Source organism: Paenibacillus pedocola (assembly GCF_031599675.1).
Classification (GTDB): domain Bacteria; phylum Bacillota; class Bacilli; order Paenibacillales; family Paenibacillaceae; genus Paenibacillus_AQ; species Paenibacillus_AQ pedocola.
In genome coordinates, this window is sequence record NZ_CP134223.1 from 1172161 (window position 1) to 1198810 (window position 26650).

24 protein-coding genes are annotated in these 26650 nt (G+C 53.0%); 15 read left to right on the plus strand and 9 right to left on the minus strand.

Going from position 1 to position 26650, the window contains the following annotated elements; genetic code table 11:
• Nucleotides 1-43: 43 nt before the first annotated feature.
• Both QU597_RS05025 and QU597_RS05030 read left to right on the plus strand, forming a co-directional pair.
• Entirely contained in the window at nt 44-1285 is a 1242-nt protein-coding gene (locus QU597_RS05025; protein WP_310831643.1) for an MFS transporter, read from the plus strand.
• Nucleotides 1286-1321: 36 nt separating this feature from the next.
• A complete protein-coding gene (locus QU597_RS05030; protein ID WP_310831644.1) occupies nt 1322-2740 on the plus strand; it encodes a M20 family metallopeptidase in 1419 nt (472 codons plus the stop codon).
• A 152-nt stretch (nt 2741-2892) separates the two neighbouring features.
• Here the strand turns inward: QU597_RS05030 and QU597_RS05035 are convergent, their stop codons facing one another.
• From QU597_RS05035 to QU597_RS05045, 3 genes are all read right to left on the minus strand, one after another.
• Nucleotides 2893-3402 (minus strand): SRPBCC family protein, encoded by a 510-nt coding sequence (locus QU597_RS05035; RefSeq protein WP_310831645.1) that lies wholly within the window; start codon nt 3400-3402, stop codon nt 2893-2895.
• 48 nt (nt 3403-3450) lie between these two features.
• A complete protein-coding gene (locus tag QU597_RS05040) occupies nt 3451-3786 on the minus strand; it encodes an ArsR/SmtB family transcription factor (protein WP_310831646.1) in 336 nt (111 codons plus the stop codon).
• Nucleotides 3787-3927: 141 nt separating this feature from the next.
• Nucleotides 3928-5430, minus strand: a complete 1503-nt coding sequence (locus QU597_RS05045; protein ID WP_310831647.1) for an NAD(P)H-binding protein — start codon at nt 5428-5430, stop codon at nt 3928-3930.
• A 185-nt stretch (nt 5431-5615) separates the two neighbouring features.
• On the opposite strand from QU597_RS05045, the gene msrA reads away from it, so the two are divergent.
• The 10 genes from msrA to QU597_RS05095 all read left to right on the plus strand — a co-directional run bounded on the left by msrA (nt 5616) and on the right by QU597_RS05095 (nt 18806).
• Nucleotides 5616-6605, plus strand: coding sequence for a peptide-methionine (S)-S-oxide reductase MsrA (gene msrA / locus QU597_RS05050; protein ID WP_310831648.1), 990 nt, complete (start codon nt 5616-5618; stop codon nt 6603-6605).
• 92 nt (nt 6606-6697) lie between these two features.
• Nucleotides 6698-7789 carry a cobalamin-dependent protein gene (locus QU597_RS05055; RefSeq protein WP_310831649.1) on the plus strand — a complete coding sequence of 364 codons (1092 nt, stop codon included), beginning with the start codon at nt 6698-6700 and terminating at the stop codon, nt 7787-7789.
• The gene (locus tag QU597_RS05060; protein WP_310831650.1) at nt 7782-9467 is read left to right on the plus strand and encodes an ATP-binding protein; all 1686 of its coding nucleotides are present in this window, start codon (nt 7782-7784) and stop codon (nt 9465-9467) included. The genes QU597_RS05055 and QU597_RS05060 overlap by 8 nt, the downstream gene beginning before the upstream one ends.
• A 331-nt stretch (nt 9468-9798) precedes the next feature.
• Entirely contained in the window at nt 9799-10260 is a 462-nt protein-coding gene (gene hutP, locus QU597_RS05065) for a histidine utilization transcription antiterminator HutP (protein ID WP_236336091.1), read from the plus strand.
• A 126-nt stretch (nt 10261-10386) separates the two neighbouring features.
• The gene (hutH, locus tag QU597_RS05070) at nt 10387-11940 is read left to right on the plus strand and encodes a histidine ammonia-lyase (protein WP_310831651.1); all 1554 of its coding nucleotides are present in this window, start codon (nt 10387-10389) and stop codon (nt 11938-11940) included.
• A 581-nt stretch (nt 11941-12521) separates the two neighbouring features.
• Nucleotides 12522-14183, plus strand: a complete 1662-nt coding sequence (gene hutU / locus QU597_RS05075) for a urocanate hydratase (protein ID WP_310831652.1) — start codon at nt 12522-12524, stop codon at nt 14181-14183.
• A gap of 18 nt (nt 14184-14201) precedes the next feature.
• The gene (gene hutI / locus QU597_RS05080; RefSeq protein ID WP_310831653.1) at nt 14202-15479 is read left to right on the plus strand and encodes an imidazolonepropionase; all 1278 of its coding nucleotides are present in this window, start codon (nt 14202-14204) and stop codon (nt 15477-15479) included.
• Nucleotides 15476-16750 (plus strand): Zn-dependent hydrolase, encoded by a 1275-nt coding sequence (locus QU597_RS05085; protein WP_310831654.1) that lies wholly within the window; start codon nt 15476-15478, stop codon nt 16748-16750. Before hutI ends, QU597_RS05085 begins: the two co-directional genes overlap by 4 nt.
• Before the next feature lie 18 nt (nt 16751-16768).
• Complete coding sequence (locus QU597_RS05090) at nt 16769-18088, plus strand: amidohydrolase family protein (protein ID WP_310831655.1); 1320 nt, start codon at nt 16769-16771, stop codon at nt 18086-18088.
• A 349-nt stretch (nt 18089-18437) separates the two neighbouring features.
• The gene (locus QU597_RS05095; RefSeq protein ID WP_310831656.1) at nt 18438-18806 is read left to right on the plus strand and encodes a VOC family protein; all 369 of its coding nucleotides are present in this window, start codon (nt 18438-18440) and stop codon (nt 18804-18806) included.
• A gap of 299 nt (nt 18807-19105) precedes the next feature.
• Here QU597_RS05095 and QU597_RS05100 read toward each other — a convergent pair whose 3' ends face one another.
• Nucleotides 19106-19498 carry a hypothetical protein gene (locus QU597_RS05100; protein WP_310831657.1) on the minus strand — a complete coding sequence of 131 codons (393 nt, stop codon included), beginning with the start codon at nt 19496-19498 and terminating at the stop codon, nt 19106-19108.
• 205 nt (nt 19499-19703) lie between these two features.
• Nucleotides 19704-20681 (minus strand): phosphotransferase, encoded by a 978-nt coding sequence (locus QU597_RS05105; RefSeq protein WP_310831658.1) that lies wholly within the window; start codon nt 20679-20681, stop codon nt 19704-19706.
• 261 nt (nt 20682-20942) lie between these two features.
• On the opposite strand from QU597_RS05105, the gene QU597_RS05110 reads away from it, so the two are divergent.
• From QU597_RS05110 to QU597_RS05120, 3 genes are all read left to right on the plus strand, one after another.
• Nucleotides 20943-21449 carry a GNAT family N-acetyltransferase gene (locus tag QU597_RS05110; RefSeq protein WP_310831659.1) on the plus strand — a complete coding sequence of 169 codons (507 nt, stop codon included), beginning with the start codon at nt 20943-20945 and terminating at the stop codon, nt 21447-21449.
• A gap of 98 nt (nt 21450-21547) precedes the next feature.
• Complete coding sequence (locus tag QU597_RS05115) at nt 21548-22279, plus strand: ZIP family metal transporter (protein WP_206103419.1); 732 nt, start codon at nt 21548-21550, stop codon at nt 22277-22279.
• A 142-nt stretch (nt 22280-22421) separates the two neighbouring features.
• The gene (locus QU597_RS05120; RefSeq protein ID WP_310831660.1) at nt 22422-22715 is read left to right on the plus strand and encodes a hypothetical protein; all 294 of its coding nucleotides are present in this window, start codon (nt 22422-22424) and stop codon (nt 22713-22715) included.
• A 67-nt stretch (nt 22716-22782) separates the two neighbouring features.
• Here QU597_RS05120 and QU597_RS05125 read toward each other — a convergent pair whose 3' ends face one another.
• The 4 genes from QU597_RS05125 to QU597_RS05140 form a co-directional block, all read right to left on the minus strand.
• Complete coding sequence (locus QU597_RS05125; RefSeq protein WP_310831661.1) at nt 22783-23691, minus strand: aldo/keto reductase; 909 nt, start codon at nt 23689-23691, stop codon at nt 22783-22785.
• A 150-nt stretch (nt 23692-23841) separates the two neighbouring features.
• On the minus strand, nt 23842-24831 hold the full coding sequence (locus tag QU597_RS05130; RefSeq protein ID WP_310831662.1) for an aldo/keto reductase: 990 nt from the start codon (nt 24829-24831) through the stop codon (nt 23842-23844).
• 272 nt (nt 24832-25103) lie between these two features.
• Nucleotides 25104-25952, minus strand: coding sequence for an AraC family transcriptional regulator (locus tag QU597_RS05135; RefSeq protein ID WP_310831663.1), 849 nt, complete (start codon nt 25950-25952; stop codon nt 25104-25106).
• A gap of 160 nt (nt 25953-26112) precedes the next feature.
• Nucleotides 26113-26424, minus strand: a complete 312-nt coding sequence (locus QU597_RS05140; protein WP_310831664.1) for a (2Fe-2S) ferredoxin domain-containing protein — start codon at nt 26422-26424, stop codon at nt 26113-26115.
• Nucleotides 26425-26650 lie beyond the last annotated feature (226 nt).

The window sequence follows — 26650 nt, forward strand, 5'->3', positions numbered from 1 at the left end:
GTAATTAGTCCTTAAATAAAATGAGTCACCGGGAGGTAACAGTATGCGGAAGGTGCTAGGCAGCAATTGGGTGTTGGCATTGTTATTTTTGGGATGGTCATTAGGGAATCTGGACCGGTACGTAATGAATTACGCAGTGCTAACGATTACGGAAGATTTAAGCCTCAGTGCTACATCGACGGGGATTTTGCTTAGCTCCTTTTTTGCCGGTTATGCCATTATGCAGATGCCCGGGGGCTGGCTCGCCGATAAGTTTGGTTCAAGGAAGGTACTGATCCTTTCTGTTGTGTTGTGGTCGATCTTTACGGCAATGACAGGCGCAGCCTGGTCACTTGGTTCCATCCTGATCATCCGCTTCCTGTTCGGGATTGGCGAAGGCGGCTTCCAGCCCGCAGCTTCGAAGCTTATTGCAGGTATCTTTCCGCAGGAGAAGCGGGCCAGGGCGATGTCGATTTTATTAACCTCAGGCGGTCTTATGGCCTTTATTACACCGATTTTCTCAGCTTATGTATTGGATTCAATAGGCTGGCGCCATATGTTCATGTACATAGGCATCGTGGGGATTATCATCGCCGTCCTGTATTGGAAGTTTATCTACAATCCGCAACAGGCTTCTGGCGTTGAAGCTGTGGTGAATGCTGTGAAAACCCCGCAGCCGGGGTTCGGCCAGCTGTTCAAAACCCCGATGATGTGGAGTCTGCTAATCGCTTATTTCAGTATTTATGCCGTGAACTGGGGGCTGGCCAGCTGGATGCCGACATATCTGTCTGATGTCCGGGGACTTTCCATGAAATCGCTTGGCCTGCTCCAGATGATTCCGAGTGTCGCTTCGTTTGCCGGACTTTTTGCAGGGGGTTACTTGCTCGATAAGATGACTGGAGGAAAGGAACGGTATGCCGGCGCTTTCTCCTGTGCTGTAATCGGGGCAATGCTCTACCTTATGTTTAATGCCTCAAGCGTGGAAGGTTTTATTATCTATCAATCAGTTACAAGTATTTTTCTTGCTTTTGTGCTTATTCTGCTGCCGGCGATCGTGCTGAAAAAAATCCCGGCGGCTTCGACCGGCTCAGCGATGGGGATGGTTAATACCGGAGGTCAGCTGGCCGGTTTTATTGCACCTATGGCTATCGGGTTCATGGTTGATGCCTTCAAGGGCTCCTATGAAGCGGCCTTCTGGATGCTGATCGGGTTTACACTCGTCTGTACCGTGGCGCTGCTCAGCTTGAACTTCAACAAAGGCGCGGCTTTGGAGGACAAGCTGACACTGGCCGAAACCAACGGCTAAGCGGCATACAAACACTGTGAAGAAGAGGGGATATTAATGGATAGAACAGCTAAAATCTCTGCGGCGATTGAACATAAACGGGAGTCTTTCATTACGCTTAGCAATACACTTTGGGAGATGGCGGAGACTGCATTCGAAGAGCATCAGTCGGCAGAAGCGATCTGCCAGGCGCTTGAACAAGAAGGCTTTACCGTGGAACGGCAGGTTGCGGGGCTGCAGACAGGATTTGTCGGCAGTTACGGAAGCGGCCAGCCGGTGGTGGCGATTCTGGGTGAATTTGATGCTTTGCCGGGGCTTAGCCAGTTGCAGGGACTTGCCCGTCCGGAGGCGGCCGAGCCCGGCGGGAACGGGCATGGCTGCGGACATAATCTGCTGGGAACCGGATCATTAGCAGCGGCAGTAGCAGTTAAAGATTACATGGAAAGCACAGGGCTTCAAGGCACGGTGCGGTATTACGGCTGCCCGGCAGAGGAGAGCGGCTCCGGCAAAGCCTACATGGTACGTGAAGGGCTGTTCAGCGATGTTGATCTGGCGTTAAGCTGGCATCCTTATACAGCGGCACTTGTACAGCATTTAAGTTCGCTGGCGAACTATGCAGTGAAGTTCAAGTTTTACGGTAAGAGTGCACATGCTGCAGCAGCCCCGCATCTCGGACGCAGCGCACTCGATGCCGTTGAGCTGATGAATGTAGGTGTCAACTATTTAAGGGAGCATATGATTCCAGAGGCCCGGGTGCATTATGCGGTTACGAATGCGGGCGGTTCTTCGGCCAATGTAGTCCAGGCCTATGCGGAAGTATCATATTTGATCCGTTCCCCCAAGCAGCAGCAGGTCGTCGAGCTGTACAATCGTGTCCATGATATTGCTAAAGGCGCAGCGCTGATGACGGGAACGGTGATGGAGACCGAATTCGAGGGGGCGGCAGCGAATCTGATTCCTAACAGAACACTGGCTGAGGTGATGCATGCCAACCTGACCGCAATCGGCATTCCCGATTATGATGCAGACGAGTGGCAGTATGCTGCTGACATCCGCGCGACCTTGTCGCCTGAGGAAAGGGATGCTGCTCTATATGGGATGGACCCGCTGACGGTGATGAAACTGAAAGACAAGGCAATTGCCGATGTCATCATTCCCCTATATCCGGTTGAACCAACCATGCCGGGGTCGACAGATGTGGCGGATGTCAGCTGGATCGTTCCAACAGTTCAGTGCATGACTGCTTGCTGGGCGATGGGTACTGCCTTGCATACGTGGCAGGTCGTGGCACAGGGAACGATGCCGATTGCCCACAAGGGAATGCTCCAGGCGGCTAAAGTTATCGCCGGTACAGCTATTGAAGCGATGGAGAATCCGCAGATCATTGCCGCAGCAAAAGCCGAACAAACGGAAAGACTGCAGGGCCAATCTTATGTCTCAATGATTCCGGCTTTGCAGCTGCCGCCCCGCTTATAATAGAATGGGGAGACTCTGTCCGCAGTGAAATATCATGAGCCAAAAAGCAGAGCAGCGACCCTCCAATCACGGAGGATCGCTGCTCTATTTTAATGCTTAAGAGGACTCTGCTTTTGGGACTGTGGTTGAAGCACTGGTCTCGTTTAATGTTTCTACCGGATGTTTGCCAAATGCTCAACCAGTCTGTTCCAGGTTTCCGTGATGCCTTGGAGCATGCCCATATCCATTACCTGCTTCAGGTCTTCGGGGGTTGCATAATCCGAGCGGCAAATGACCAATGTCCCGCTATCCGTTTGGGTGAAGGTCAGCGTTACCAGCGTCTCTGCCAAATCTTCGTTCACATTGCCCTCAGCATCAGAGAAATAATCAACATAGACAATCTTCTCGGGCTCGATGATCTCACGGTATACGCCCTTGCCCCAGGATTCCATTCCGTAGAAATCGCCCTGATTCTTGTCCTCGCATTTCATACAGTAATGCCAGACTCCGCCCTCGCGGAAATCGATATGGCATACCGGAAGACTCCAGCCGCGCGGCCCCCACCAGTGCTTCAGATGCTCCGCTTGTGAGAATGCCTGAAACACCAGCTCACGGGGAGCATTGAATTCACGTTCAAGAATAAGCGATTTGTCCTCTACTCTGGATACCATTTGATTAGTCATTTGCCCTCATCCTCTCTGATTGCATGAAATGTGCTTATCACGTCCAGCTTAGTCTTGCTGCTCTGCCGGCAATTTCTTCTCCAGCGTCTGTAAGTAATCATCCAGGCGGTCCAATCTGTCCTCCCATAGTACACGGTAGTTCTCCAGCCAATCGTCCAGTTCCCGGAAAGGAGCCGGGCACAGACTGTAGATTCTGCGGTTGGCATCGACCTTGGACTCCACGATTCCGGCCTCGCTTAAAACCCGCAAATGCTTCGAGGCTTGGGGCTGCCGAAGCTGCAGCTGCCGGGCGATTTCGCCTACAGTGAGCGGATGACCGCGCAGCAGTTCAACCATCTGCAGGCGGTTAGGTTCGGCCAAGGCACTCATAACCATTGCATTCATATTCATCATCCATTCGCTTGCGGTGCTATTCTTTGCTGAATACAATATACCATAACAGGAATATTCCTGTAAAGGAATATTTAAAACATACCCCCGCCCTCATCTTAATGAGCCGGCAGGGTACTAGAGATAGGGCGAAGATTAAGACTTGCTGCCTAACCGCTGCAAATGTCTGCGGAAAGCGGCCATTACCCACAGATGGGCTTTGGCTTGTGTATATTTATAGAGAAACCACGGCAGGGAAGGCAGATAATCATGGATGGCAATTACGCATTCCCGGGTGCCGGGAATCTGCAGGAATTCAAGCCTGCCTTCATGGGGATCGCCTTTTTTGGTGAAGGCTCCGCCGGAAATTTGATACACTGTGCTCTCCGCACTGCTCCTTTCCGGGAGATAGGTCAACTCCAGAATAGGTTTGCGGCTGGCCCGCAGATGCACGCGGTAAATATTCCTCCCGTCATAATCAATACGGACCAGCGGCTTCAATGTTCTGCCCAGCCACTCCAGATAATAACGGGCGGCCCAATCGGTATTGGTATTGCCCGGCAGTACTACGCGCTGAATGGAGCGGACATCGGCGGCCTTTTTTGATTTGCTTCCGGAGTTTGATTTGGCAGGGGCGGTGGATTTCCCTTTGGGCCTCCTTGCGGCTTCGTCCTCCGCCTTCAGTGCCTCCCGCGCAGCTTCATCAAAAGGAATCCGGCCATCGCTGATGCCGGGAACCGTCCGCGCAGGATGAACAACCATAGGGTGGGTCAGGCTTTCAATCAGCGGGTAGGCCATCTCCTTCGGCGCTCCGGTGATCAGCGTTACCCAGAGGCGCGACAGATGGATGGTCAGCAGCGGAATATCGAATAATCTCCGTCTTTTATGCAGGACCTCCGCGGTCTTCAGCATCATTTCTTTATAAGTCATGCTGCCGGGACCGCCGACGTCGATCGCGCGGCCGTATAACTCAGCGCTGCCGATACATTTGCGGAGTGCAAGGAGTACCTCTGACAAGGCGATTGGCTGGGTGGCTGTCCGCGTCCATTTCGGCAGCAGCATGACCGGCAGACGCCGGACCAGCTTGACCAGGATCGGGAAGGAAGAGCCCTGCGGACCTACAATCAATCCGGCACGGATGGTTGTAACGGGTACCCCGTAAGAGCCGAGAATCCGCTCCACCTCAAGCCGGCTGCGTAAATGGCGGGAGAGCTGCTCCTGCGGGATATTCCCGGGAATAATGCCGCTTAAGTAGACGATCTGCTTAATGCCGTTCTTGCGGGCTGCCCGGGCAAAATTGTCCGCCAGTATCGCATCCATATCCTCAAAGGCCGCTTGGGTCAGCTTAGCCGACGGCAGCATCGAATGAACGAGGTAGATTGCATAGTCTGCGCCCTGCAGCGCCTGCTCTGCCGATGACATCGAGAACAGCTCACAGGAGCGCCACTCCACATTCGGGCGGTTCTCCTTCTGGTTCCCGTGCCTTGACAGGGCGATCACGTCGTAATCCCCGGTCAACAGCTTCAGCAGATTATGGCCGATGTATCCGCTGGCTCCGGTTAAGGCGATACTCGCTCTCCGGCCGGTGCCTTCACTCCCTATGACTGGCTCAGGCCTGTTCTCGGTTGTTACCTCTTTTGCAGTTCCGGGTGTATTCATAGATTATCCCTGCTTCCATTAATGATAGATATGACCGAACTGAGTATCGTGCTGTTCAGTACCCTTTTCCGCGCTGCTTCAACCTCTGCCTTGCTGTAACCCTATATTTTGTGAAGAAAAAGGATATTCAGTTATAATGAAGTTCATAAGCATTAAATTTGAAGCAAATGAGGGAGGCAGACCGGATGAATGATCAGCAGAATACCCGGCAGCAGCTCGCCACCTTTGCCGGGGGCTGCTTCTGGTGTATGGTCAAGCCGTTTGACGAGCTGCCGGGCATTGTCTCCGTGGTGTCCGGCTATACGGGCGGACATACCGGGAACCCGACATATGCTGAGGTCGGAACCGAGACAACCGGACATTTTGAGGCGGTACAGATTACCTTTGAGCCGGAGCTGTTTCCGTACACGCGTCTGCTGGACATCTATTGGCAGCTGATTGATCCGACTGACCGGGGCGGCCAGTTCATGGACCGGGGGAGTTCTTACCGGACGGCTATCTTCGTGCACAGTGAAGAGCAGCGGGCCCAGGCGGAGGCGTCCAAAGCCGCGCTTCAGGCAGAGAAGCGGTTCAAGTCTCCGATTGTGACCGAAATCCTGCCCGCCGCACCGTTTTATCCGGCTGAAGCGGAGCATCAGGACTACTATAAGACTCATCCGCTGGATTATAAGCTGTATCTGAAGGGCTCCGGCCGGGGGGATTTCACCGAACTACATTGGAACGGGCGTGAAGACAAGGAACGTCTGCGTTCCCGGCTGACCGCTCTGCAATACGAAGTGACCCAGCATAAAGGGACGGAGCCTGCGTACGACAATGCGTACTGGAACCATTTTCAAGACGGCATTTATACCGATGTGCTGAATGGTGATCCGCTGTTCAGCTCCCGGGACAAGTTCGATTCAGGTACCGGCTGGCCCGCGTTCACCTCACCGCTCGAACCGGGGCTGGTCCGCAGGGAAGCGGACTACAGCGGCGGCGGGGTGCGGACATTGCTGCGGAGCAGGCTGAGCGGTGCTTACCTAGGGCAGTTGTCCTATGACGGTCCGGAGCCTTCGAAGCTGCATTACCGGATTTATTCAGCCGCAATCCGCTTTGTTCCGAAGGGGGAGCTTGCTGTAAACGGGCTGGAGCGCTACCTGGCACTGTTTGCGGATGATAAGCCGGTGGAGGCATAGCATCAGCCTGGACTGTCCGGCAGGCTTGCGAAATATTGTATAATAATATAAAAAGCGTTATTTTTGCGTTTGTACACTAAAGGAGTGACCCTATGCATCTTGATCAGCAGAATGCAGGAGAACGGCTGAAAGTGATAGCCGATCAGCTGGCGGAGGATATCACTTCACGCCAGTATGAACAACAGCCTGACCTAGAGCAAAGATTCGGTCCTTCCGGAAGAGCAAGAACGAAGCAGGATTCCTTATATCATTTGCGGTATCTGGCCCAGAGTGTGGCGCTGGAGAGTCCGCTTCTGTTTATTAACTACGTTGCCTGGCTGAAAGTGCTGCTTGTGCAGTACAAGATTACGGCTGAGGATCTGCGGATTAATCTCAAGCTGATGAAAGAAGCGATAAGTGCCCGGGTAGAGCAGCCGGAAAGAGAGCTGATTCTAAGTTATCTGGACATGGGCCTTTATCATACACGCGGGGAGGAGAGCCTGCCTTCCTTTCTTCAGCCTCAAAAGCCCTATTTCCGGGAGGCGGACGAATATCTGAAGCTGCTTCTGGACGGAGAACGGCGTAAGGCTTCGGAGTTTGTACTGGACTTATATAAGGACGGCATACCGATCCACGATATTTATCTGCATATCTTTCAGGAAACCCAATATGAGATTGGACGGCTGTGGCAGATGGGGCGCATTACAGTAGCCCAGGAGCATTACTGCACAGCCTGTACCCAGAGCATTATCTCCCAGCTCTATCCGCAATGGATTCGGGCACAGAATGGCAAGAAAAGACTGGTTGCGGTTGGTGTGGGTGAAGAGCTTCATGAAATCGGACTGCGGATGCTGGCTGATTTCTTCGAAATGGAGGGCTGGAATACGTTCTATCTGGGCTCTAATATGCCCGTAGAGGGCCTGGTCCGTCATTTGAAGGAGCAGCCTGCCGAGCTGCTGGCAATTTCAATTACTATGACTTTTCATGTATCGGAGGTCATTCGCGTGATATCGTCCATCCGCAGCCATCGTGAGCTGGACAGCCTCCGCATTATGGTCGGCGGAATGCCGTTTAATATAGACACTGAACTATGGAAGAAGGTCGGCGCTGACGGCTATGCCCCGGACGCGAAGCTTGCACTGGAGGTGGCGGAACGGCTTGTTTCTGAAGAGGCCATACTGAAGGCGGGGTTTCCAAATGATTGACCATGAGCAGGAAATCCGCAAACTGAGGGGGACCATCGAGAAGCTCTCGCATCAGGTGATTGACGGCCAGCAGCGGGAAGAACAAATCTTAGCCGAATTTTCGGCGATGAACAATGAATTGATTACGATGCACCGTCGCCTTGCCAAGAATAATGCCGAACTTAAGGAGCTGAAAGAAGAGGCGGAAGCGGCCAACCGGGCGAAAAGCCTGTTTCTGGCTACAGTCAGCCACGAAATCCGCACACCGATGAACGGTATTCTGGGTATGACCGAACTGCTCGGGGCAGAGGGGATGGAGGAAGAACAGCAGAGTTATCTGCAGGTGATCCGTGATTCCGCGCAGTACCTGCTGCAGATGATCAATAATCTGCTCGATATCTCCAAAATTGAAGCCAGAAAAATGGAACTGAACAAGATATCCTTCAGCGTTCATGATCTGCTGGAGCATGCCTTCAAGCTGCTCTCTCCCGCTGCTGTAAAGCGCGGAAATACTTTGAAGTGGAAGATTGGAAGCGGTGTGGCGGATACGCTTGAGGGAGATTCCCCCAAAATCCTTCAAGTGCTCATCAATCTGCTCGGCAATGCGGTGAAGTTCACGCAGAACGGGGAAGTAGAGCTGACAGTGAGTCTGGCCGGTGAGGATGAATTCTGTCAGAGGCTTTGCTTTGCAGTCCGGGATGAGGGTATCGGCATCTCACAGGAGGATCAGGCGGCTCTATTTCAGCCGTATTCGCAAATGAGCCGGGATGGGGAGAAGGCAGCAGAAGGTACCGGACTCGGCCTGTCGATTTGCAAGTCTATGGTAGAACTGATGGGCGGAACAATTAAGGTGGATAGTTCACCAGGACAGGGTTCCACCTTCCGCTTCGGGCTTGTGCTGGACAAACCGACAAGCCTGCCGGAGCCGCAGTCTCCCGCTGAAGCTGCATTGCCGGAGGGCCGATTCAGTACGCAACCCGTACTGGTTGCGGAAGACAATGGGCTGAACCGCACACTGCTGCAGCAGCAGCTCAAGAGGCTGGGGATTACAGAGGTGCATCTGGTGGGCAGCGGCAGTGAGGCTGTAGAAGCCTGGCAGCAGCAGGAGTATGGGCTGATTCTGATGGACAGCAGGCTTCCGGGCATGAATGGCGACGAGGCGGTCCGTCTCATCCGCCAGCTGGAATTATCCGGGGCAAGGCCGAGAATTCCCATCATTGGTGTGACCGGAGACGGGGCGGAAGAGAGCCGGTTGCAGTTCGTCCGGGCTGGCTTGGATGATTGGGCGGCGAAACCGCTGAGTCTGCAGAAGCTGCAGCAGCTTCTGGACAAATGGTTTGGCAGGGAGCCGTATATTCCCGTCCTTCAGCAAGACACGCTGACCGGCATCCGGGAGATGGACGGTGACGAAGAGCCGCAATTTCTCCGCATGCTGGTAGAGATTTTCAAAAGTGATACCCCCCTTCGGCTGGCGGCGCTGGATGCGGCGGCGTCGATGAGGAATCTTCCGGAGATGGCGGCGGTTGCCCACGGCCTGAAATCGGGCAGTCTGAGCATCGGTGCGCAGTATTTTTCCCATTTGTCCGCGTTGGTTGAACTGCATGCCAGAGCAGAGGAATATGACCTGGCCGTGCAGCAGCTGACTAAGCTTGGGCCTGCATACGAGGAAGCCTGCCGGGAGCTGGAAGGTCTGCTGTAGATAAAGGAATGTTAGACCGGTATGCCCATTTTTCGGGGGCTGCCGGTCTTTTTTTAGGCGCATGATCATATCAAGGCAGTAGAGACATATTATATAACGTGATCGCATACTGTATTGCTGCTTTTCTCTGACAATGTCATATAAGGTCACATTTACGATTGACAAATGCTGGAGCCAGGTATATATTCTTCTCAGCGATATATAGTGATTAGTCAACAGAATGTAGCTGAGAATCAGGAGACAGACGTTTCCTAGTTTCGGGTGCATTTTTTTTATGAATCAAGAACCAGAACATACCAATCAATGCCAAAGAATCGAGGAGAATTTCTGCATGGGGGAAACATCCGCTTCATCTTTTCCGATCGGGAAGTTAGCTATACTGCTTGCGGTTCTTCAGGAGCATGAATGGAAAAAGGTTATTGAGCAGGAGCTGGCTTCGCAGGACTTCCGCTATACGATCGGGCGGGTCGGGGCTATGGATATGATTAAAGTGATCGCAGCCATCGAAACAGCAGCCAAAAGCAATCACATTATCGATCCGGGTTCCTACCGGGAGGTGCATTCGCTGTATCATGCCATCATTGAGGCGATTCAAAGCATTGGCCGCGGCATCGTTCAGTTCGGCGATATTCTGCGCACGGTAGGGCTGACTTTTGCCATTGTAAGAGGGAAGATGTCGGGTGCTGTGGAGCATGAAGGGGAATGGATCGCGGTATGTGCCTACGGGACGATTGGTGCTCCGAAAAAGGGATTTGAGCATGAGGCCATCGGGTTTGGTTTTAATCATATTTAGCAGGTGGATTGCTGAAGAAGTCACCTTAACATGATCAAGCCGTAATTTAGTGATTAGTAATATAGAAGCCGGTACCTCTTATTAGGGTATGGGCTTTTTCTATTACTCAAAAAGCAGGTGAGGCTCATGTTAGAAATAGCTAATCATACAGTGTTTATATACGGTAATTCTTTAACCATGGAGGAAGTCGTCAAAGTAGCCCGATATCACCACCATGTGGAGCTTAGTGAAGAGAGCTGCCGGAAAGTGGAGCATACCCGTAACTATGTGGAGAAGCTGCTGCGGGAGAAAAAAGTGGTGTACGGCCTGACCACAGGCTTTGGCAAATTCAGCGATACGTATATCTCTCCGGAGGATACGAAGACGCTGCAGCTTAACCTGATCCGCAGCCACAGCTGCGGGATCGGGGCGCCTTTTCCGGAGGAGACCGTCCGGGCCATCCTGCTGCTGCGGATTAATGCGCTGGCCCTCGGCTACTCCGGCATTCGCCTGGAGGTCCTCCGGCTGATGATTGAACTGCTTAACAGGGGCGTTGTGCCGGTGATCCCGGAAAAAGGCTCCCTGGGTGCAAGCGGGGACCTGGCTCCGTTATCGCATATGGTGCTCGTCCTGATTGGTGAAGGTGAGGCCTATTACCGGGGAGTGCGGCTGCCGGGGGCAGAGGCACTGGCTAAGGCAGGACTCACACCGATTGTACTGGAGGCCAAAGAAGGCCTGGCACTGATTAACGGAACGCAGGTCATGACGGCGGTCGGCACACTGGCCTGCTGGGATGCGCTGAAGCTGGCGGACTGGGCGGACTGTGCGGCGGCATTGACCTGCGAGGCGCTGCTGGCGGTACGGGATGCTTTTGATCCGGCGACGCATGCCGTCCGGCCGCATAAGGGCCAGCAGCAGGCAGCCGGCAACATCCGGAATTTGACGGCCGGCAGCACCCTGATGACGAACCAGGGGGAGAAGCGGGTACAGGATGCCTATTCGCTGCGCTGCGCGCCGCAGGTTCACGGGGCGAGCAGGGACGCGCTGGCTTATATCGCGGAGAGGCTGAATATCGAGATGAATTCGGCTACGGACAATCCGCTGATTTTTGCTGATGAAGAGCGGGTAATCTCCGGCGGGAACTTCCACGGCCAGCCGATTGCACTGCCAATGGACCATCTGTCGGTTTGCGCGGCAGAGCTGGCTGATATTGCCGAGCGGAGGATTGAACGGCTGGTTAACCCGCATCTGAACGAGGGACTACCCCCGTTCTTGACGAATAACGGCGGACTGCAATCCGGATTCATGATCGCACAGTATGCTGCAGCCGCTGTCGTCTCGGAGAACAAATCGCTGGCTCATCCGGCCAGTGTGGACTCCATTCCGTCCTCGGGCAATCAAGAGGATCATGTCAGCATGGGGACGATCGGCGCGCGCAAAGCAGGGCAAATCGTCGACAACACCTATGCCGTACTGGCCATTGAGCTGCTCTGCGCGGCGCAGGCCATCGACTTCCGAGGGGCGCAGCGGCTCGGCAAAGGCACAAAATGGCTGTACGACCGCCTCCGCGAGCAGGTGGCTGCGGTGAAGGAAGACCGCGTGCTCTCCGGCGATTTTGCCGCCATCGCGGAGTGGATGAAGGAGCCCGGCGTGCTGGACGGGTTATTGGCCCAGGTGCCGTTTAGCACCTGTATGAAGTGAATGGAGCAGATGCAAAAAACGATGAGCTCCAAGCCCCCCAGGGCAAGCGAGGCAAGCGTGCAAATTACGCAGGGGAGAATTGGAGCAGTAGGAGCGGTATCGTTCCGCCTGCAAGCTTTCCGAAGGAAAGCTCGTCTCAGAAGCATGAGCGTTCTACTGATTTTTGCTGAAGGAAAGCTCATTTCAGTAGCATGAGCGTTCTACTGATTTTTGCCGAAAATGTATTCTTCTCCGTATCCCTCTGGAGGAAGGCGAAGTAATGGGATTTTCTCCACCTAAATTCCTCCGGGTGAAACGGAGACGGTTCCTAGTGGGAATTTCTCCCGTTAATTCTCCCCTTTGGCTCAAATTCAGCGTTTTTCGGGAATTTAGCTGGAGCTTTTCCGTCTAAATTCCGATTTCCGCCGAAAAAGAAAGAATTAGCGGGAGCTTTTCCAGCTAAACTTATCGATTGAATTGACCACACGTCACGTCTCATGTTGGAAGTTAGCAAAAGCACGAATGGAACTAAATGAATTGGACTTGAAAGTAAACAGCAGTTTTGGCAGAATACCGCCTATTTTGAAGGGAGATCAGCCCATATGAGCCATAACGAGGAGAGAGTCTGCCGCGCGCCGAGAGGCAGCAAGCTGAATACCAAGGGCTGGGTGCAGGAAGCCGCGCTGCGCATGCTGATGAATAATCTGGATCCCGAGGTGGCGGAGCATCCCGGGCAGCTGGTTGTCTATGGCGGCATTGGCAAAGCAGCCCGCAACTGGGCTAGCTATGACGCTATCGTCCAGTCGTTGACCACTCTTGCGAACGATGAAACGCTGCTGATTCAATCCGGCAAACCGGTGGCCGTGTTCCGTACCCATCCGGATGCCCCGCGTATTCTGCTGGCGAATTCCAATCTGGTTCCGGCCTGGGCCAACTGGGACACCTTTCACGAGCTGGATCAAAAAGGGCTGGCCATGTACGGGCAGATGACGGCCGGCAGCTGGATTTACATCGGCACGCAGGGAATTGTACAGGGGACCTATGAGACATTCGCGGAGTGTGCCAGACAGCATTTCGGCGGCACCCTGAAAGGGACGATCACCCTCAGCGCTGGCCTTGGCGGAATGGGGGGCGCCCAGCCGCTGGCCGTAACGATGAATGATGGAGTATTCATTGGGATGGATGTGGACCGGACCCGGATCGAGAAGCGTATCCAGTCCAAGTACTGTGATGTTCTAATAGAGACGATGGAAGAAGCGCTGTTCATGGCAGAAGCCGCCAGAAGCGCGGGGCGTCCGCTGTCCATTGGCCTCTTGGGCAATGCAGCAGAGCTGCTGCCGCAGATGATCGCGCACGGGTTCGTTCCGGACATTCTCACCGACCAGACGTCGGCCCATGATCCGCTGAACGGATATGTGCCTGCCGGGTTCACTATCGAGACAGGAAGGCAGCTCCGGCTGGAGAACCCGCAGGAATACATTGTGCTGGCGAAAAAGAGCATCGCCCGGCATGTCGAAGCGATGCTTGAACTGCAGAGCAAGGGAGCCGTCACCTTCGATTACGGCAACAACATCCGCCAGGTGGCTTATGATCAGGGCGTCAGTCAGGCGTTTAATTTCCCCGGCTTTGTTCCCGCCTATATCCGCCCGCAATTCTGCGAGGGGAAAGGGCCGTTCCGCTGGGTAGCCCTGTCAGGTGATCCTGAAGACATCTACAAGACCGATGCCGCGATCATGCAGGCTTTCCCGGATAATGCAGGGCTGCAGAGATGGATTACTCTGGCCCGGGAGAAAATTGCCTTCCAGGGTCTGCCCGCCAGGATCTGCTGGCTCGGTTATGGCGAACGGGCCAAATTCGGCCGGATTATCAATGATATGGTAGCCTCCGGGGAGTTATCCGCGCCGGTTGTGATCGGCCGTGATCATCTCGACGCCGGATCGGTGGCATCACCGAACCGGGAGACCGAAGCTATGCTGGACGGCAGTGACGCCATCTCCGATTGGCCGCTCCTGAATGCGATGGTCAATACGGCTGCCGGGGCCAGCTGGGTCTCCCTTCACCACGGCGGAGGCGTGGGAATGGGATATTCCCAGCACGCGGGAATGGTTGTGGTAGCGGACGGCACGAAGGAAGCGGAAGCAAGGCTTGCGCGGGTGCTGACGACAGACCCCGGCATGGGGGTCGTCCGCCATGCGGATGCGGGATATCCGCTGGCCGTGGAGACAGCCCGGGCCCAGGGGATCCGTATGCCCATGCTGGACTGAGGGGAAAGGAGCAGCTATATGATCCATATTCATGGCGCAGCCCAGATTGCTACGCTGGGCGGAGCCAGCACGAAGCCGAAGACGGGCAAGGAGATGGAAGAGCTTGGACTGATCGAGGACGGCGGGATTGTAATCGAGGACGGGATTTTTGTGTTCGTGGGCAGCAGCGGGGAGGCCAGCCGTTATGTTGAGGAGCACTCTGGAGATAAGCCGGTTACGGTGCTGTCTGCAGCCGGGAAGACGGTTACTCCGGGGCTCATTGACCCGCATACCCATATCGTATTTGCCGGGTCACGGGAATTTGAGCTGAATCTGCGGCTTCAGGGCGCTAAATATTTGGATATTTTGCAGGCCGGGGGCGGAATTCTATATACCACGGAGCGCACCCGTGAAGCCACGGAGGAGCAGCTGATGGCCGAGACCATGCAGCGGCTGGACCGCTTCCTCGCCCATGGGGTCACGACAATCGAAGCGAAGAGCGGATATGGACTGCGGCTCGCCGATGAATTGAAGCAATTGCGGGTAGCGCGCAGGCTGGACGCTGCACATCCGGTGGAGCTGGTATCGACGTTTATGGGCGCACATGCCGTTCCGGCGGAGTATAAGGGGGATGCGGACGCTTTTGTCCGGACGGTGACCCGGGAAATGATCCCGGCGGTGGCCCGTGAAGGCCTGGCGGAGTTCTGTGACGTGTTCTGTGAGGAAGGGGTTTTTACCGTGGAGCAGTCCCGGGACATTCTGGAAGCAGGCAAAAGATGGGGGCTGAAGCCGAAAATCCACGCCGATGAGCTAGTGTCCTGCGGCGGGGCAGAGCTGGCCGCCGAACTTGGCGCCGTCTCGGCCGACCATCTGCTCTATGCCTCCAAGGAAGGGATCCGGCAGATGGCGCAGCAGGGGGTGATCGCCGTTCTGCTGCCGGGCACAGCCTTTTTCCTGATGGCTCCTCCGGCTGATGCGCGGGCGATGATTACTGCCGGTGTGCCTGTCGCGTTGTCGACCGACCGCAATCCCGGGTCCTCGCCGACGGAATCACTGCCTTTTATCATGAATCTGGCCTGCTTAACGATGCGGATGACCCCGGCCGAGGTACTGACCGCCTGTACGATCAATGCTGCTCATGCGATTGGCCGCGCAGCATCCATCGGCAGCATTGAAGTCGGGAAACAGGCCGATCTGGTAATGTTCGATGCGCCTAATTATCTCTATCTGCAGTACCACTATGCTGTGAATCTGACGGATACGGTGCTCAAAAAGGGAGAGGTTGTGATCCGGGATGGAAAGAGGGTGCTTGCATGACTGGTTTGCGGATGAATGAGCTGCGGATTAATGTCTCCAGACTGCAGAATAATATCGAAGCTTTAGCCCGGTTTGGCTTCAATGAAGTCACAGGGGGGCTGGAGCGGACCACGTTTACGGCGGCTGAGCTGGCCGCGCGGGAATGGCTGGAGCAGCAGCTGTTCCGTCTGCAGCTGGAGGTCAGGGTGGATGAGGCGGCCAATATCTGGGCGCGGAGAAACGGCGCTGCGGATACGCTGCCCATCATTGCCTTTGGCTCCCATATCGATACCGTGCCTAACGGCGGCAAATACGATGGTGCACTCGGTGTTCTGCTGGCCCTGGAGGCCATGAGCGTGCTGACAGACAAACATATCCTTACCCGCCACCCGCTAGAGTTGGTCTCTTTCAGTGCAGAGGAGCCGAATCCCTTCGGACTGTCCACGTTTGGCAGCCGCGCGGTATCGGGGAAGCTCGGCCGGGAGGATCTCAGCGGGGTGCGCAATGAGCAGGGACAGCTGCTGACAGATGCACTTCGTCTGGCGGGCGGTGACCCCGGGCATTTCGAGCGGTCCCGGCGTTGTCCGCAGGAGCTGGCGGCCTTTCTTGAGGTTCACATTGAGCAGGGAAAAAGGCTGCTTGAGCGTTCGATCCCTGTAGGGATCGTTACCGCGATTACCGGCATTTACCGTGAAGAAATTTCGGTCATCGGCGAAGCGAATCATGCCGGAACGACCTTGATGGCAGACCGGAAGGATGCGCTGATGGGCGCTTCTGAAATGATGCTGGCCTTTGAAGCGGTCTGCCGGGAGCATCCGGCGGAGGAAGTGGTCGGCACGGTTGGCCGGATTATGAACGAGCCGAATGCGGCCAACATTATTCCGGAGAGGGTTGTCTTTCATCTGGAAGCCAGAGGAGAGCAGCACTCGCAGATCGGGCAGGTCATGGAAGCCTGGGGCAGGCAGGCTGCAGCTATTGCGGAGCGCAGGGGGCTACGGCTGAACCGGCGGCTGATTCTGGATCAGCCGCCCCAGCCGATGGATCCGCTGCTAATCAAGTCGTTCGCAGAGCAGGCTGGCCGGCTGGGGATTCAGAGCCTGACGCTCGGCAGCATGGCTGGTCATGATGCCACACATATGGCTTCCCTGACCAGGGCGGGTATGCTGTTCGTACCCAGCCTTGGCGGGAAAAGCCACTGCCCGGAGGAGGAGAGCCGGATAGAGGATATTGAGCAGGCAGGCAATGTGCTGCTGCAGACTATTTTGGCACTGGATGGACAATTAAGCCTATAAGGCAGGAGGATGAACCCCTTGCGGAAGATATATTCGGCAGATACGGTGTACATGCAGGATCAGTTTATAGCAAACGGTGCTTTGCTGGTAGACGGCGGGAAGATAGCAGATACGGGGGACCGTGATGAGCTGCTGAACCGCTATCCGGACGCAACACATATCCGGTGGGAGGGAAAAGCCATTGTCCCCGGCACCGTCAACTCGCATAATCACTCGTTTCAGAGCCTGCTGCGCGGGATTGCGATTGATAAGCCTTTTCTGGAATGGCGGGATCAGGCGTTGTACCGGTACACTTCGCTGCTGGACGAAGAAGCCATTTATACCGGGGCGCTGCTCGCATTCGGAGAGATGCTGCGCTACGGAGTGACAACGGTCAGCGACTTCTTCTACGTGCATAACGGCGGCACGGCGCATGACGAGGCCGTGATCCGGGCGGCGAACGATCTTGGCATTCGCCTGGTCTTCGCCCGGACCATGTACGACTGGGCAGGGGCGCCGCTGGCTTACCGCGAAACGGTGAATGAAGCGGTAGAGCGGACGAGGCTGCTGGCCAAGAAATATCAGGGCAATCCTATGGTTACGGTTCATCCCGCTCCGCACAGTCCGCATGCGGCTTCGCCGGAGATGATCAAGGCCGGCCACCGGCTGGCGCAGGAGCTGGATACGCCGTTTCATATCCATGTAGCTGAGGAAATGTTCGAGGTCGAGGAGACGCTGCAGAACTACGGACTCCGGCCTGTGCATTATCTCGATTCGCTGGGCGTGCTGGACGAGCGGATGATCGCGATCCATCTGGTCTGGCTGGAGGATTCCGAGATTGAGCTGATCGGCCGCAGAAAAGGATCACTGGCGTATTGTCCGTCAAGCAATATGTTCCTGGCGGACGGGGTCACCCGGATTCCCGATCTGCTGAAGGCAGGTGTTAAGGTAACGCTCGGCACGGACGGCGGCTGCAGCAACAACCGGATCAGCGTGTATGAGGAGATGCGCATGTGCGCGCTTTTGCAGAAGGTCAGCCGGCTGGACGGCACGTGCATCACTGCTGATCAGGTATACCGGATGGGAACCTCCTGCGCCGGAGAAATTCTGCGTCTGCCGGTCGGGTCCCTGGAGGTTGGGCAGCACGCAGACTTCGTGGCGCTTGATACGCACGATCTGTCTCTGGCACCGAGAAAAGAGCTGTTCGCCAATATGGTCTACGCCATGCAGCCCGGAGCCGTATCCACGGTTGTTGTGGGCGGTAAAACCGTCTTTGAAGACGGGAAGCTCCAAACGGTGTCCGAGTCTGTCATAGGGGGACGTGTGGATCAATTGTTTGAGAGATGGGGCAGCGATTGAACTGAGGTCAGCCGAAAGATTATCGAATATATGAAAGATATGAAAGAACGCTACTGACATACTGATGGCAGTAGGGGGCTTGTATAATCAAGACATAAAAAATGAAAGTGAGGTTATTTACATGATTTTAAATAAAACGAATGGTGCACTGAAGATTTACAAATGCTTATTTTGAGGCGATGGCGAATCGAGATGTTGAAATAATTATGACTCTCTCAGCTGATGAGATCAGTTGTATCTCTCCTGCTGGTGAGCCACCCAAGAGAGGGATCCAAATCTATCTGGCGATTGTTTTTACTTATTTCAGTATTGCGACTTATATTAATAACATAAACAGGAGGACATTATTATGTCAGCAATTGGACCCGACTTCATTTCACTTCAAGTGAGTAATCTTGAAGGCTCTGCGGAATTCTACCAAAACAATCTCGGACTGGTCCGCTCACAGGCGGGACCACCTCATGCTGTAGTCTTTGAAACAAAGCCTATTGCATTTGCTCTTCGTGATCTAATGCCTGGTGTAGAACTCGGGTCAGGTACTCAGCCTGGACTTGGTGTCGCTCTATGGTTTCATGCCCCAGATACGCAAGGAATCCACGACAAGCTTATTGCAGCAGGAGTAAAGATTACATCCGTACCAATAGATGGACCATTCGGGCGAACCTTTACATTTGCCGACCCGGACGGTTACCTGGTTACTCTTCACAGTAAAGCCTAATACGCAAAAGTATCCAGCGTAATAATCGTGATAACCCTCTCTGTCACACGGAGCCAAATGTTTTTTACAATATTAAGATCGTGTTCCTAAAAGTGATATGCTCTCCATACGCTAAACAGGTGAAATAATAAACCCTGTTACTGTGAGGGGAGTTTTTTCACTGTCGTTTCCCGTTAGTTGGTTGAACAATGGCTATAATTATTAATTGTCTTTTGTTTTCAAAAGAAAGTTACGATTAATACTATATGTCCGCGTTTTAACTAGACTGGGTGGTAAGGAAGACTTTAGAAGTGGCCTTATCAATCAGGGAAAACAATTTCGCCTTCGACGCTGCTAACATCAAAAAATCCTACCTTGTGTTTTTTAGCCAAATTTCGGATCGTAGTATATGCTTCCTTAGCTACGGAATAAGCGAACGCCGCATAGATGACGGCGGAGCCCAGCGAGTAGTCGGTTAACCGGTTTTCAGTTCCGGCTTCTTCCATAGCTTCAAAAATATCATCATCTACATTCATATTGGGAAAATGCTCCGATAACTTACTGTACAAACGCTGCAACGACTCTGAGCAGACCGAAGGATCATTATATTCATGATCTTCCAACCATTTTACTTGCTCATCAAACCAATCTATAAATTTTTGCCTTTCCCTCGGTGCCCTGGACGGCTCGAAAACCATCAAATCATAGCTCAATAGAAGTCCTCCTAGATAGATCTCGCTTCTATAATGGCGTTGAACGCTTTCCCCCATCTTATGACTATCAATCTCAATTTTGTCCGATTATCGGAACAAATGTAGCGTGATAGCCGGATCTGTCATTTTTGCTACGGTTCACACCACTATATCTGATAAAAGTATATTTTAATTACTGAGTTATATGTAAATTGTAGGAGCCGCCTCAGTTTATGGAGTGAAATTCGCACCAATTCCGCAGAAACTGCAGGTTGGTATCAAAATAATGATCATTTTGCCATCCGCCACCCCAAACCTGTGAGTTCCCGGTGTGGAGACCCATCAACCATATTTCCCTGATTGCTACAAACAAAGGGATCGCCTTAAGATCGGATTCAGATAAACCTTTGTGCTTTTGGTATGATTGTAGGAAAACATCCCACATCTCATTGTTAAAATGCTCCTTCTCTCTCCCTCTAACCTTTGCCCATAAAAAAACAGAAATATCATAGGATCTCCAACCAAATCCTCCGCAGTCAAAATCGAATTGAGTTAAGGAATTCTCATGAAAGTGTACATTGCCTCCATGAAGATCGCCATGACAGACACCCCATTCCAACTCTGAGGAGATATCATTCATACGGTTCGTCAATAAATTAGACAACGAGTCCAGATAGTCCAAGTCCTTAGGTCTGTGGGCTAATGCAGGTCGAATCAATTGAACAGGCTGCTTTAGCAGATGGTTCAAATCAATCGCAAATCTTTCATGCTCGCATTCGAAATCATCCATAGCCAAATGCATCTTTGCTACTTGTTCGCCAAATAAATCACAGCTCTCTTTTTTATCGGAATATCCGCCTTCCGCATACGTAAACAGGACCACGAAGCGTAGTCCCTCAGCTGCATCAATTTCTGTAATAAATTCTCCATCCCTTTTGACCACTGGTCCAGATACAGGGATTTCCTTCCTGACCAAGTGATTCAGCAGCTCAACTTCGAAAGTGATGTCATGTATACTTCGCCATTTCGCTTTATAGATTCGTAGTATGTATTTCCCCGTAGAGGTCTTCAATGAATAAGTATCATTCAGCCCGTTCGAGAGAAAACGGCATTCTATGAAGTCCCCGATCTCATAAAGATCATTTAGCGCAGGTACTAGTGCTTCGGAAGAAAAAACAGAATGATAAACAGGCAGTTTTAGCATATATTTCTCCTTTCAATAGTTCGTTTATCCGCCGTATAAAAATTCAATATTTCCACTATCAGGATCAATGAAGCATCTCATTCGAATTATTAATTAACCTTTATCTGTAATTTCAATAGTCAACCAATAATATCCTTTTTTTCCTCTAAACTATCCGGCTAATTAGATTATGCCCTCGACAGTTTAGTCCTTTATAAAGTTAAGGTCTGTCTATATAATTGTGTACATTAATTGGTCCGCTTCAGGAGGAGGTTTATCAGCATGTACATAAGAGTTCTTAACCCGGCCGATGCCGGGAATTACCGGGAAATCCGGCTGCAGTCCCTGCTGGATCATCCGGAAGCTTTTTTGAGCTCCTATGAAAAGGAGAAGGAAATGCCGCTAGAGATCACGCGAAGCAGGCTGGAGCCAGCAGAGGGGAGATTCACGCTAGGCGGCTTTACGGAGCGTGATGAGCTGGCTGGAGTGGTTACTTTTATCCGGGAGAGCAGCGGGAAGATCCGCCATAAAGGCAATGTTTATGCGATGTATGTGAGTCCCGCAGCACGCAACCGGAAGCTGGGATACAAGCTGATGAAGGAGCTGATTGTCCGGGCCGGGCAGCTGCCGGGGCTGGAAAGGATTAATCTGACGGTATTCTCGGACAACGATCCGGCGAAACGGCTGTATACTTCGCTGGGATTCAGCTGCTATGGTACGGAGCGGAAGGCGGTTAAGCTGGACGGGGTGTATCTGGATGAGGATTTGATGACCCTTGAGCTGAAATAATATAGAAGTAAATGTGGGGAGTGGACATAAGGTTATATTTTACACTGCCCGGTGCATAAGCTTGGTCTATGAAGTCCTGTCCACGGAGGGGTGATGACTTGGCGACTGCGCTGCTTGGCAGCTTTTTATCGGCAATGGCTACGGTGCTTGGAGTGGTGCCCATTCTGTTCGTACGTAGGTTGTCCGAGCTGTGGAAAGATGTTCTGGTTGCTTTTACCGCCGGTATCATGGTCTCTGCGTCCACCTTCGGCTTAATGCCACAGGCCATTAGGGAGTCAGGAATTATTGCGCTGACGCTCGGACTGATCACCGGGGTGCTGCTGCTTGATCTGATCGAGAACAATATTCCGCATATCGATGTCGAGAATAAACCGGGGTTCACCAATATGGATTCCAAGGCGCTGCTCGTCATGATCGCGCTGTTCATTCATAATATACCCGAGGGTCTTAGCACAGGGTTCAGCTATGCCAGTGAACAAGGCAGTCTCGGTCCCATGGTGGCGATTGCCATCGGGGCGCAAAATATGCCGGAAGGCCTGATCCTCGCCATCTTCCTGATGAATTCTAACGCAACACGGCGCAAGGCGCTGGGGATTGCCGCACTGACCGGTCTAATGGAGATGATCTCGGCGGTTATCGGATATTTTACGGCAAGTTCGATGCAGCATGCGGTCGGTTACGGGCTTGCTTTTGCCGCTGGAGCGATGCTTTTCATTGTCTACAAGGAGCTGATTCCGGAGAGTCATGGTCATGGCTATGAACGGCCTTCCACCTACTCCTTTATCTTCGGGCTGCTGGCAATGGTGTATATTACGCAGTTTTTTGGTTGATCGGCAGGAAGGATTTCCCACAGAGCTTGTACCCGTATATCCCTTATCTGCAGCGTTTGCGTCCGGCTTCAAAAGCCGCTATACTGGCTTTTATCCCGGCGATTCACAGAGCGTCAGCTTGAAGATGGAGGGTGGGAACTGGATGGATAGACTAGCCTGGGAAGCTGTATCAACCTTTATTATGCTTATCATTGCGTACTTGAGCCTGTATTTTTCCTTTCGCAAACGTACGCCTTTTGCACGCTACACTGCATTAGTGCTGCTGGCGGCAAGCGGAGCTCCGCTGGCGGTGATGCTGGGGCTGGAATATGCCAGAGAATCCAAGGATGCGAATATCGGTCTGGGGATGGCTTTTATGCTGACCTGGGTGATTACGGTGCTGATATTTTTGCTGTCACTGGTTCTTTGGATTCTCCGGCTAAGAAAGAAACGCTAGTTTGAAAAAATATCAAAACAGGCTATCCCGGCTGCATGTGCAGTTTAGGATAGCCTGTTTGCTGTGCTTAGCGGTGGGCTGTGTACACGTTCGCCTTGCTGGCCTTACGGATAGTTTCCAGCTCTTGCGGCGAGAGCGGTGCGGACTCCACTGCCGCTGCGTTCAGCCTCAGCTGCTCTATGCTGCTAGCCCCCGGAATGATGGCCGCTACCGGAGAGTGTGCGAGCGGATAATGAAGCGCGGCTTGCGTCAGCGTCCGGGAACCGGAGGTCTGCTGTGTCAGCTGATCATGCAGTCCGGCCAGTTCCTGAACACTGTAATCCAGATAATCCTGCTTCAGCTTGGCACGGCCATTCTCTGTCAGGATGCCGCGCGCCAGCGGCCCGCGGGCAATCAGGCTGATGCCATGCTGCTCCAGCAGAGGAAGAATGTCTTCCTCCGGGCGTCGGTCAAGAATGCTGTATTGACTCATCACACTTACGATGCTTGACCGCTGCACATATTCTCGGATCACATTCGGGCGGATGGAGGAAATGCCGTAATACCGGATCAGCCCTTCCTGCTTCAGCTCTTCAAAGGCTTCAATGGTCTCATCGATATTGTCTTCGAGCGTTCCGCCATGCAGGTGGTAGAGGTCGATATAATCGGTCTGCAGCCTACGGAGACTCTCATGTACTGCTGATTTGATATAGGCTTTGGAGGGGTCCCAGGACCAGCCTTCCTTGCCGGGTATCCGGCGGTTTCCGACCTTCGTGGCCAGAATAACATCACCGCGGCGATGGCGGATGGCCGTACCTACGAGTTCTTCATTCCGTCCTTCATCATAAAGATCCGCAGTGTCGAGGAAGTTTATCCCCAGGTCCAGCGCTTCATGAATGATGGATACGGCTGCTGCTTCCCCGGTTCCCAGGGACATACAACCAAGCCCCATGGCGCTTACATATAACTCAGACTGGCCTAAACGGTTTTTGTTCATTCTGCATCCCTTTCTGCGCTGTTTTGTGTCCATTATACCACCCCTTACAGCAAAAAACGGCAAATGCACCCGCTCCCGGCCTGTCAGCCGTATGGTGTCATTTGCCGTCTTCACTTGAAGGATAACTAATCTGTAACTCCCAGGAGGGGACTATCCCCGCAAAATGGCTTCGATCTGTTCCAGCTCTTCTGCGCTCAGTTCAGGGGCGTTCAAGGAGGCTACGGCATCCTCGATCTGGCTTACCTTGCTGGCACCGATCAGTGCCGAGGTAACCTTGCCGCCGCGCAGCACCCAGGATAGGGCGAGCTGTGACATTTTTTGGCCGCGGGCTGCTGCGATGTCGTTCAACTTACGCACCTTGCCGATGACTTCTTCGGTAATCTCACGTTCGGAGAGGAATACACTTGGTCCGGCTGCACGGGAATCGGGAGCGATTCCGTTCAGGTAGCGGTCGGTGAGAATGCCTTTTTGCAGCGGCGAGAAGGCGATGGTGCCGATGCCTTCCTCAGCAAGCACATCCTGCAGGCCATCTTCGATCCAGCGTGACATCATGGAATAGTTCGGCTGATGAATCAGGCAAGGCGTGCCCAGACGGCGGAGAATCTGCGCCGCTTCGCGTGCTTCGGCCGGTCTGTAATTGGAGATACCAACGTACAGCGCTTTACCTTGACGCACGATCAGATCCAGCGCAGCCATCGTTTCCTCCAGCGGTGTGTTCGGATCCGGACGGTGATGGTAGAAAATATCTACATAATCCAGGCCCAGCCGCTTCAGGCTCTGATCGAGACTGGAAACCAGATTCTTCTTGGAACCCCATTCTCCATACGGACCGGGCCACATGTAATAGCCGGCTTTGCTGGAGATGATCATCTCATCACGGTAGGCGGAGAAGTCCTGACGGAGGATCCGGCCGAAGTTTTCTTCTGCAGAGCCTGGAGGCGGCCCGTAATTGTTGGCGAGGTCAAAATGGGTGATGCCCAGATCAAATGCCCGGCGCACCATAGCGCGGCCGTTCTCGAACAGGTCATTGCCCCCAAAATTATGCCACAGGCCCAGGGAAATAGCCGGCAGCAGCAGGCCGCTACGGCCGGTACGGTTGTATTTCATATTGTCATAGCGTTCAGGACTGGCGATATACATGTTTAATCCTCCTAAAAGTTTATTAGCATCTGCTTCGTTGACCTAACTTCGTAAACTCTCATCGTAAGCATACACTTAGTTTTGTTTAGCGTTACTTCATCGAATCGACTTCGGACAAAACTCACTTCGGAAGCATAAGCTAAGTTTATTAGCATCTGCTTCGTTGATTAACTTCGTAAACCGGCTTCGGAAGCGTTTACGTTTTTTTAGCCCCGGTCATGCTCTATTGTAGCGAAATCCCGGGGCCGGGCGTATGTCAGCAAGGAAGATCTTTATAGAACAATGTCCGTATTCTCATGGCGGATGCGATACTCTTTGGGAGAGCAGCCCTTGACCTTCTTGAACATCCTCGAGAAGAGCAGCGGATCCTGGTAGCCGACAGAGCGGGAGATTTCTCCGATGGTACAGACCGTTTCGGCGAGCAGCTCGCAGGCCTTGGCGATCCGGAAATTCAGCAGATACTGCTGCGGCGGCAGGCCGACCGTCCGCTTAAACAGGGCGGACAGGTATTTACGGTCCAGCTTCAGGGAAGCGGACATCATCTCTACCGTGATATTTTCACAGTAATGGGCATGCAGGAAATGGAGGCACTCCTCGACATAGAGGCTTTTTTGACGCGGGAGCCTGAAGCTGTCCTTCACCGCCGGAACGGTACGGAGCAATATAGCGAAGAACTCATACATAATCGCTTTGAGCGGCAGATCCAGGCCCTCTGCCTGATCCGCCGCCTCGGTCAGCCGGTCGTAGAGTGCAGGCATGAGCTGCTGATCCATCGGGAAGACAGGGTTTTCCGGCGAGAGAGAGGTTTTGGACAGTAAGGATTCAATTTCTTCTCCGGTAAAAGCAATCCAGGAGTAGGTCCAGGGCTCCGTGCTGTCCGCTGCGTAATGGGTCACGATATGCGGATAGGTCAGAAAGGCCTGGCCGGCCTTCAGAGTATGTGTCGCTTCCCCCACGGAAACCTTGCCCGTACCTGCGTGAATGAAATGAATTTTGTATAAGTCGCGGACGCCTGGACCGACAGAATGACCGGGAGCACACTGCTCGGAGCCCCAGTAATGCAAATGCAGATCGGGGCTGCTGCGGAACGGACGCTGCGGATTGTATTTAAATATGGCCATGCTTCAGCCTCTTTCCTGTATAAGGTTGTCCTGGACAAGTATGCGGATATATAGCCATTATACAATAGTTTCGCAGCGTCGGAGAAACCGCAAAAAGTCCCAGCACCCCTTTAGATTCAGGGCGGGGACTTCTGCTTGAGGTGCTGAGGACGCGGTAGGGCTAAGCTTCCATTTTCAGCATAACCAGTTCCTCTACCGGCTCTCCGTTTACCAGATGCTCCCCGACGATACGGGGCACATCTTCTGTCGTAACATTGTAATACCAGATGCCGTCGGGATACACGATCACAAACGGGCCGTTTCCGCATAGCCCGAGACAGCTCGTTTTGTTGATTTTAACGGTTTTGTTGATGCCCTGCTCCACCAGCTGTTCTTTGAACGCCTGCATCACATCTTCGACATCCTGGTTGTTGCAGTGCTCACTGCAGCAGAAAAGCAGATGCTTTTTTAAAACCTTTAAACGCATATTCATGGTAAGCCTCCTTCGTCATGTGAAAATCGTTAACATATCTTACGAGGAGTATAGTCCCTTTTGCTTAAGTTGTATTGAGGGTCTGCGGATTGTTCGTAAAGGCTTAACAAATGGGCTGAAACCGGGACTTTTATGTAAGAATATCTGACTTCTCAGGATCATGTTTGATGAAAATATGTCTGTTTTTTTCGTTTTTTTGCTCTTTAACTGTTTCAAAAATATATAT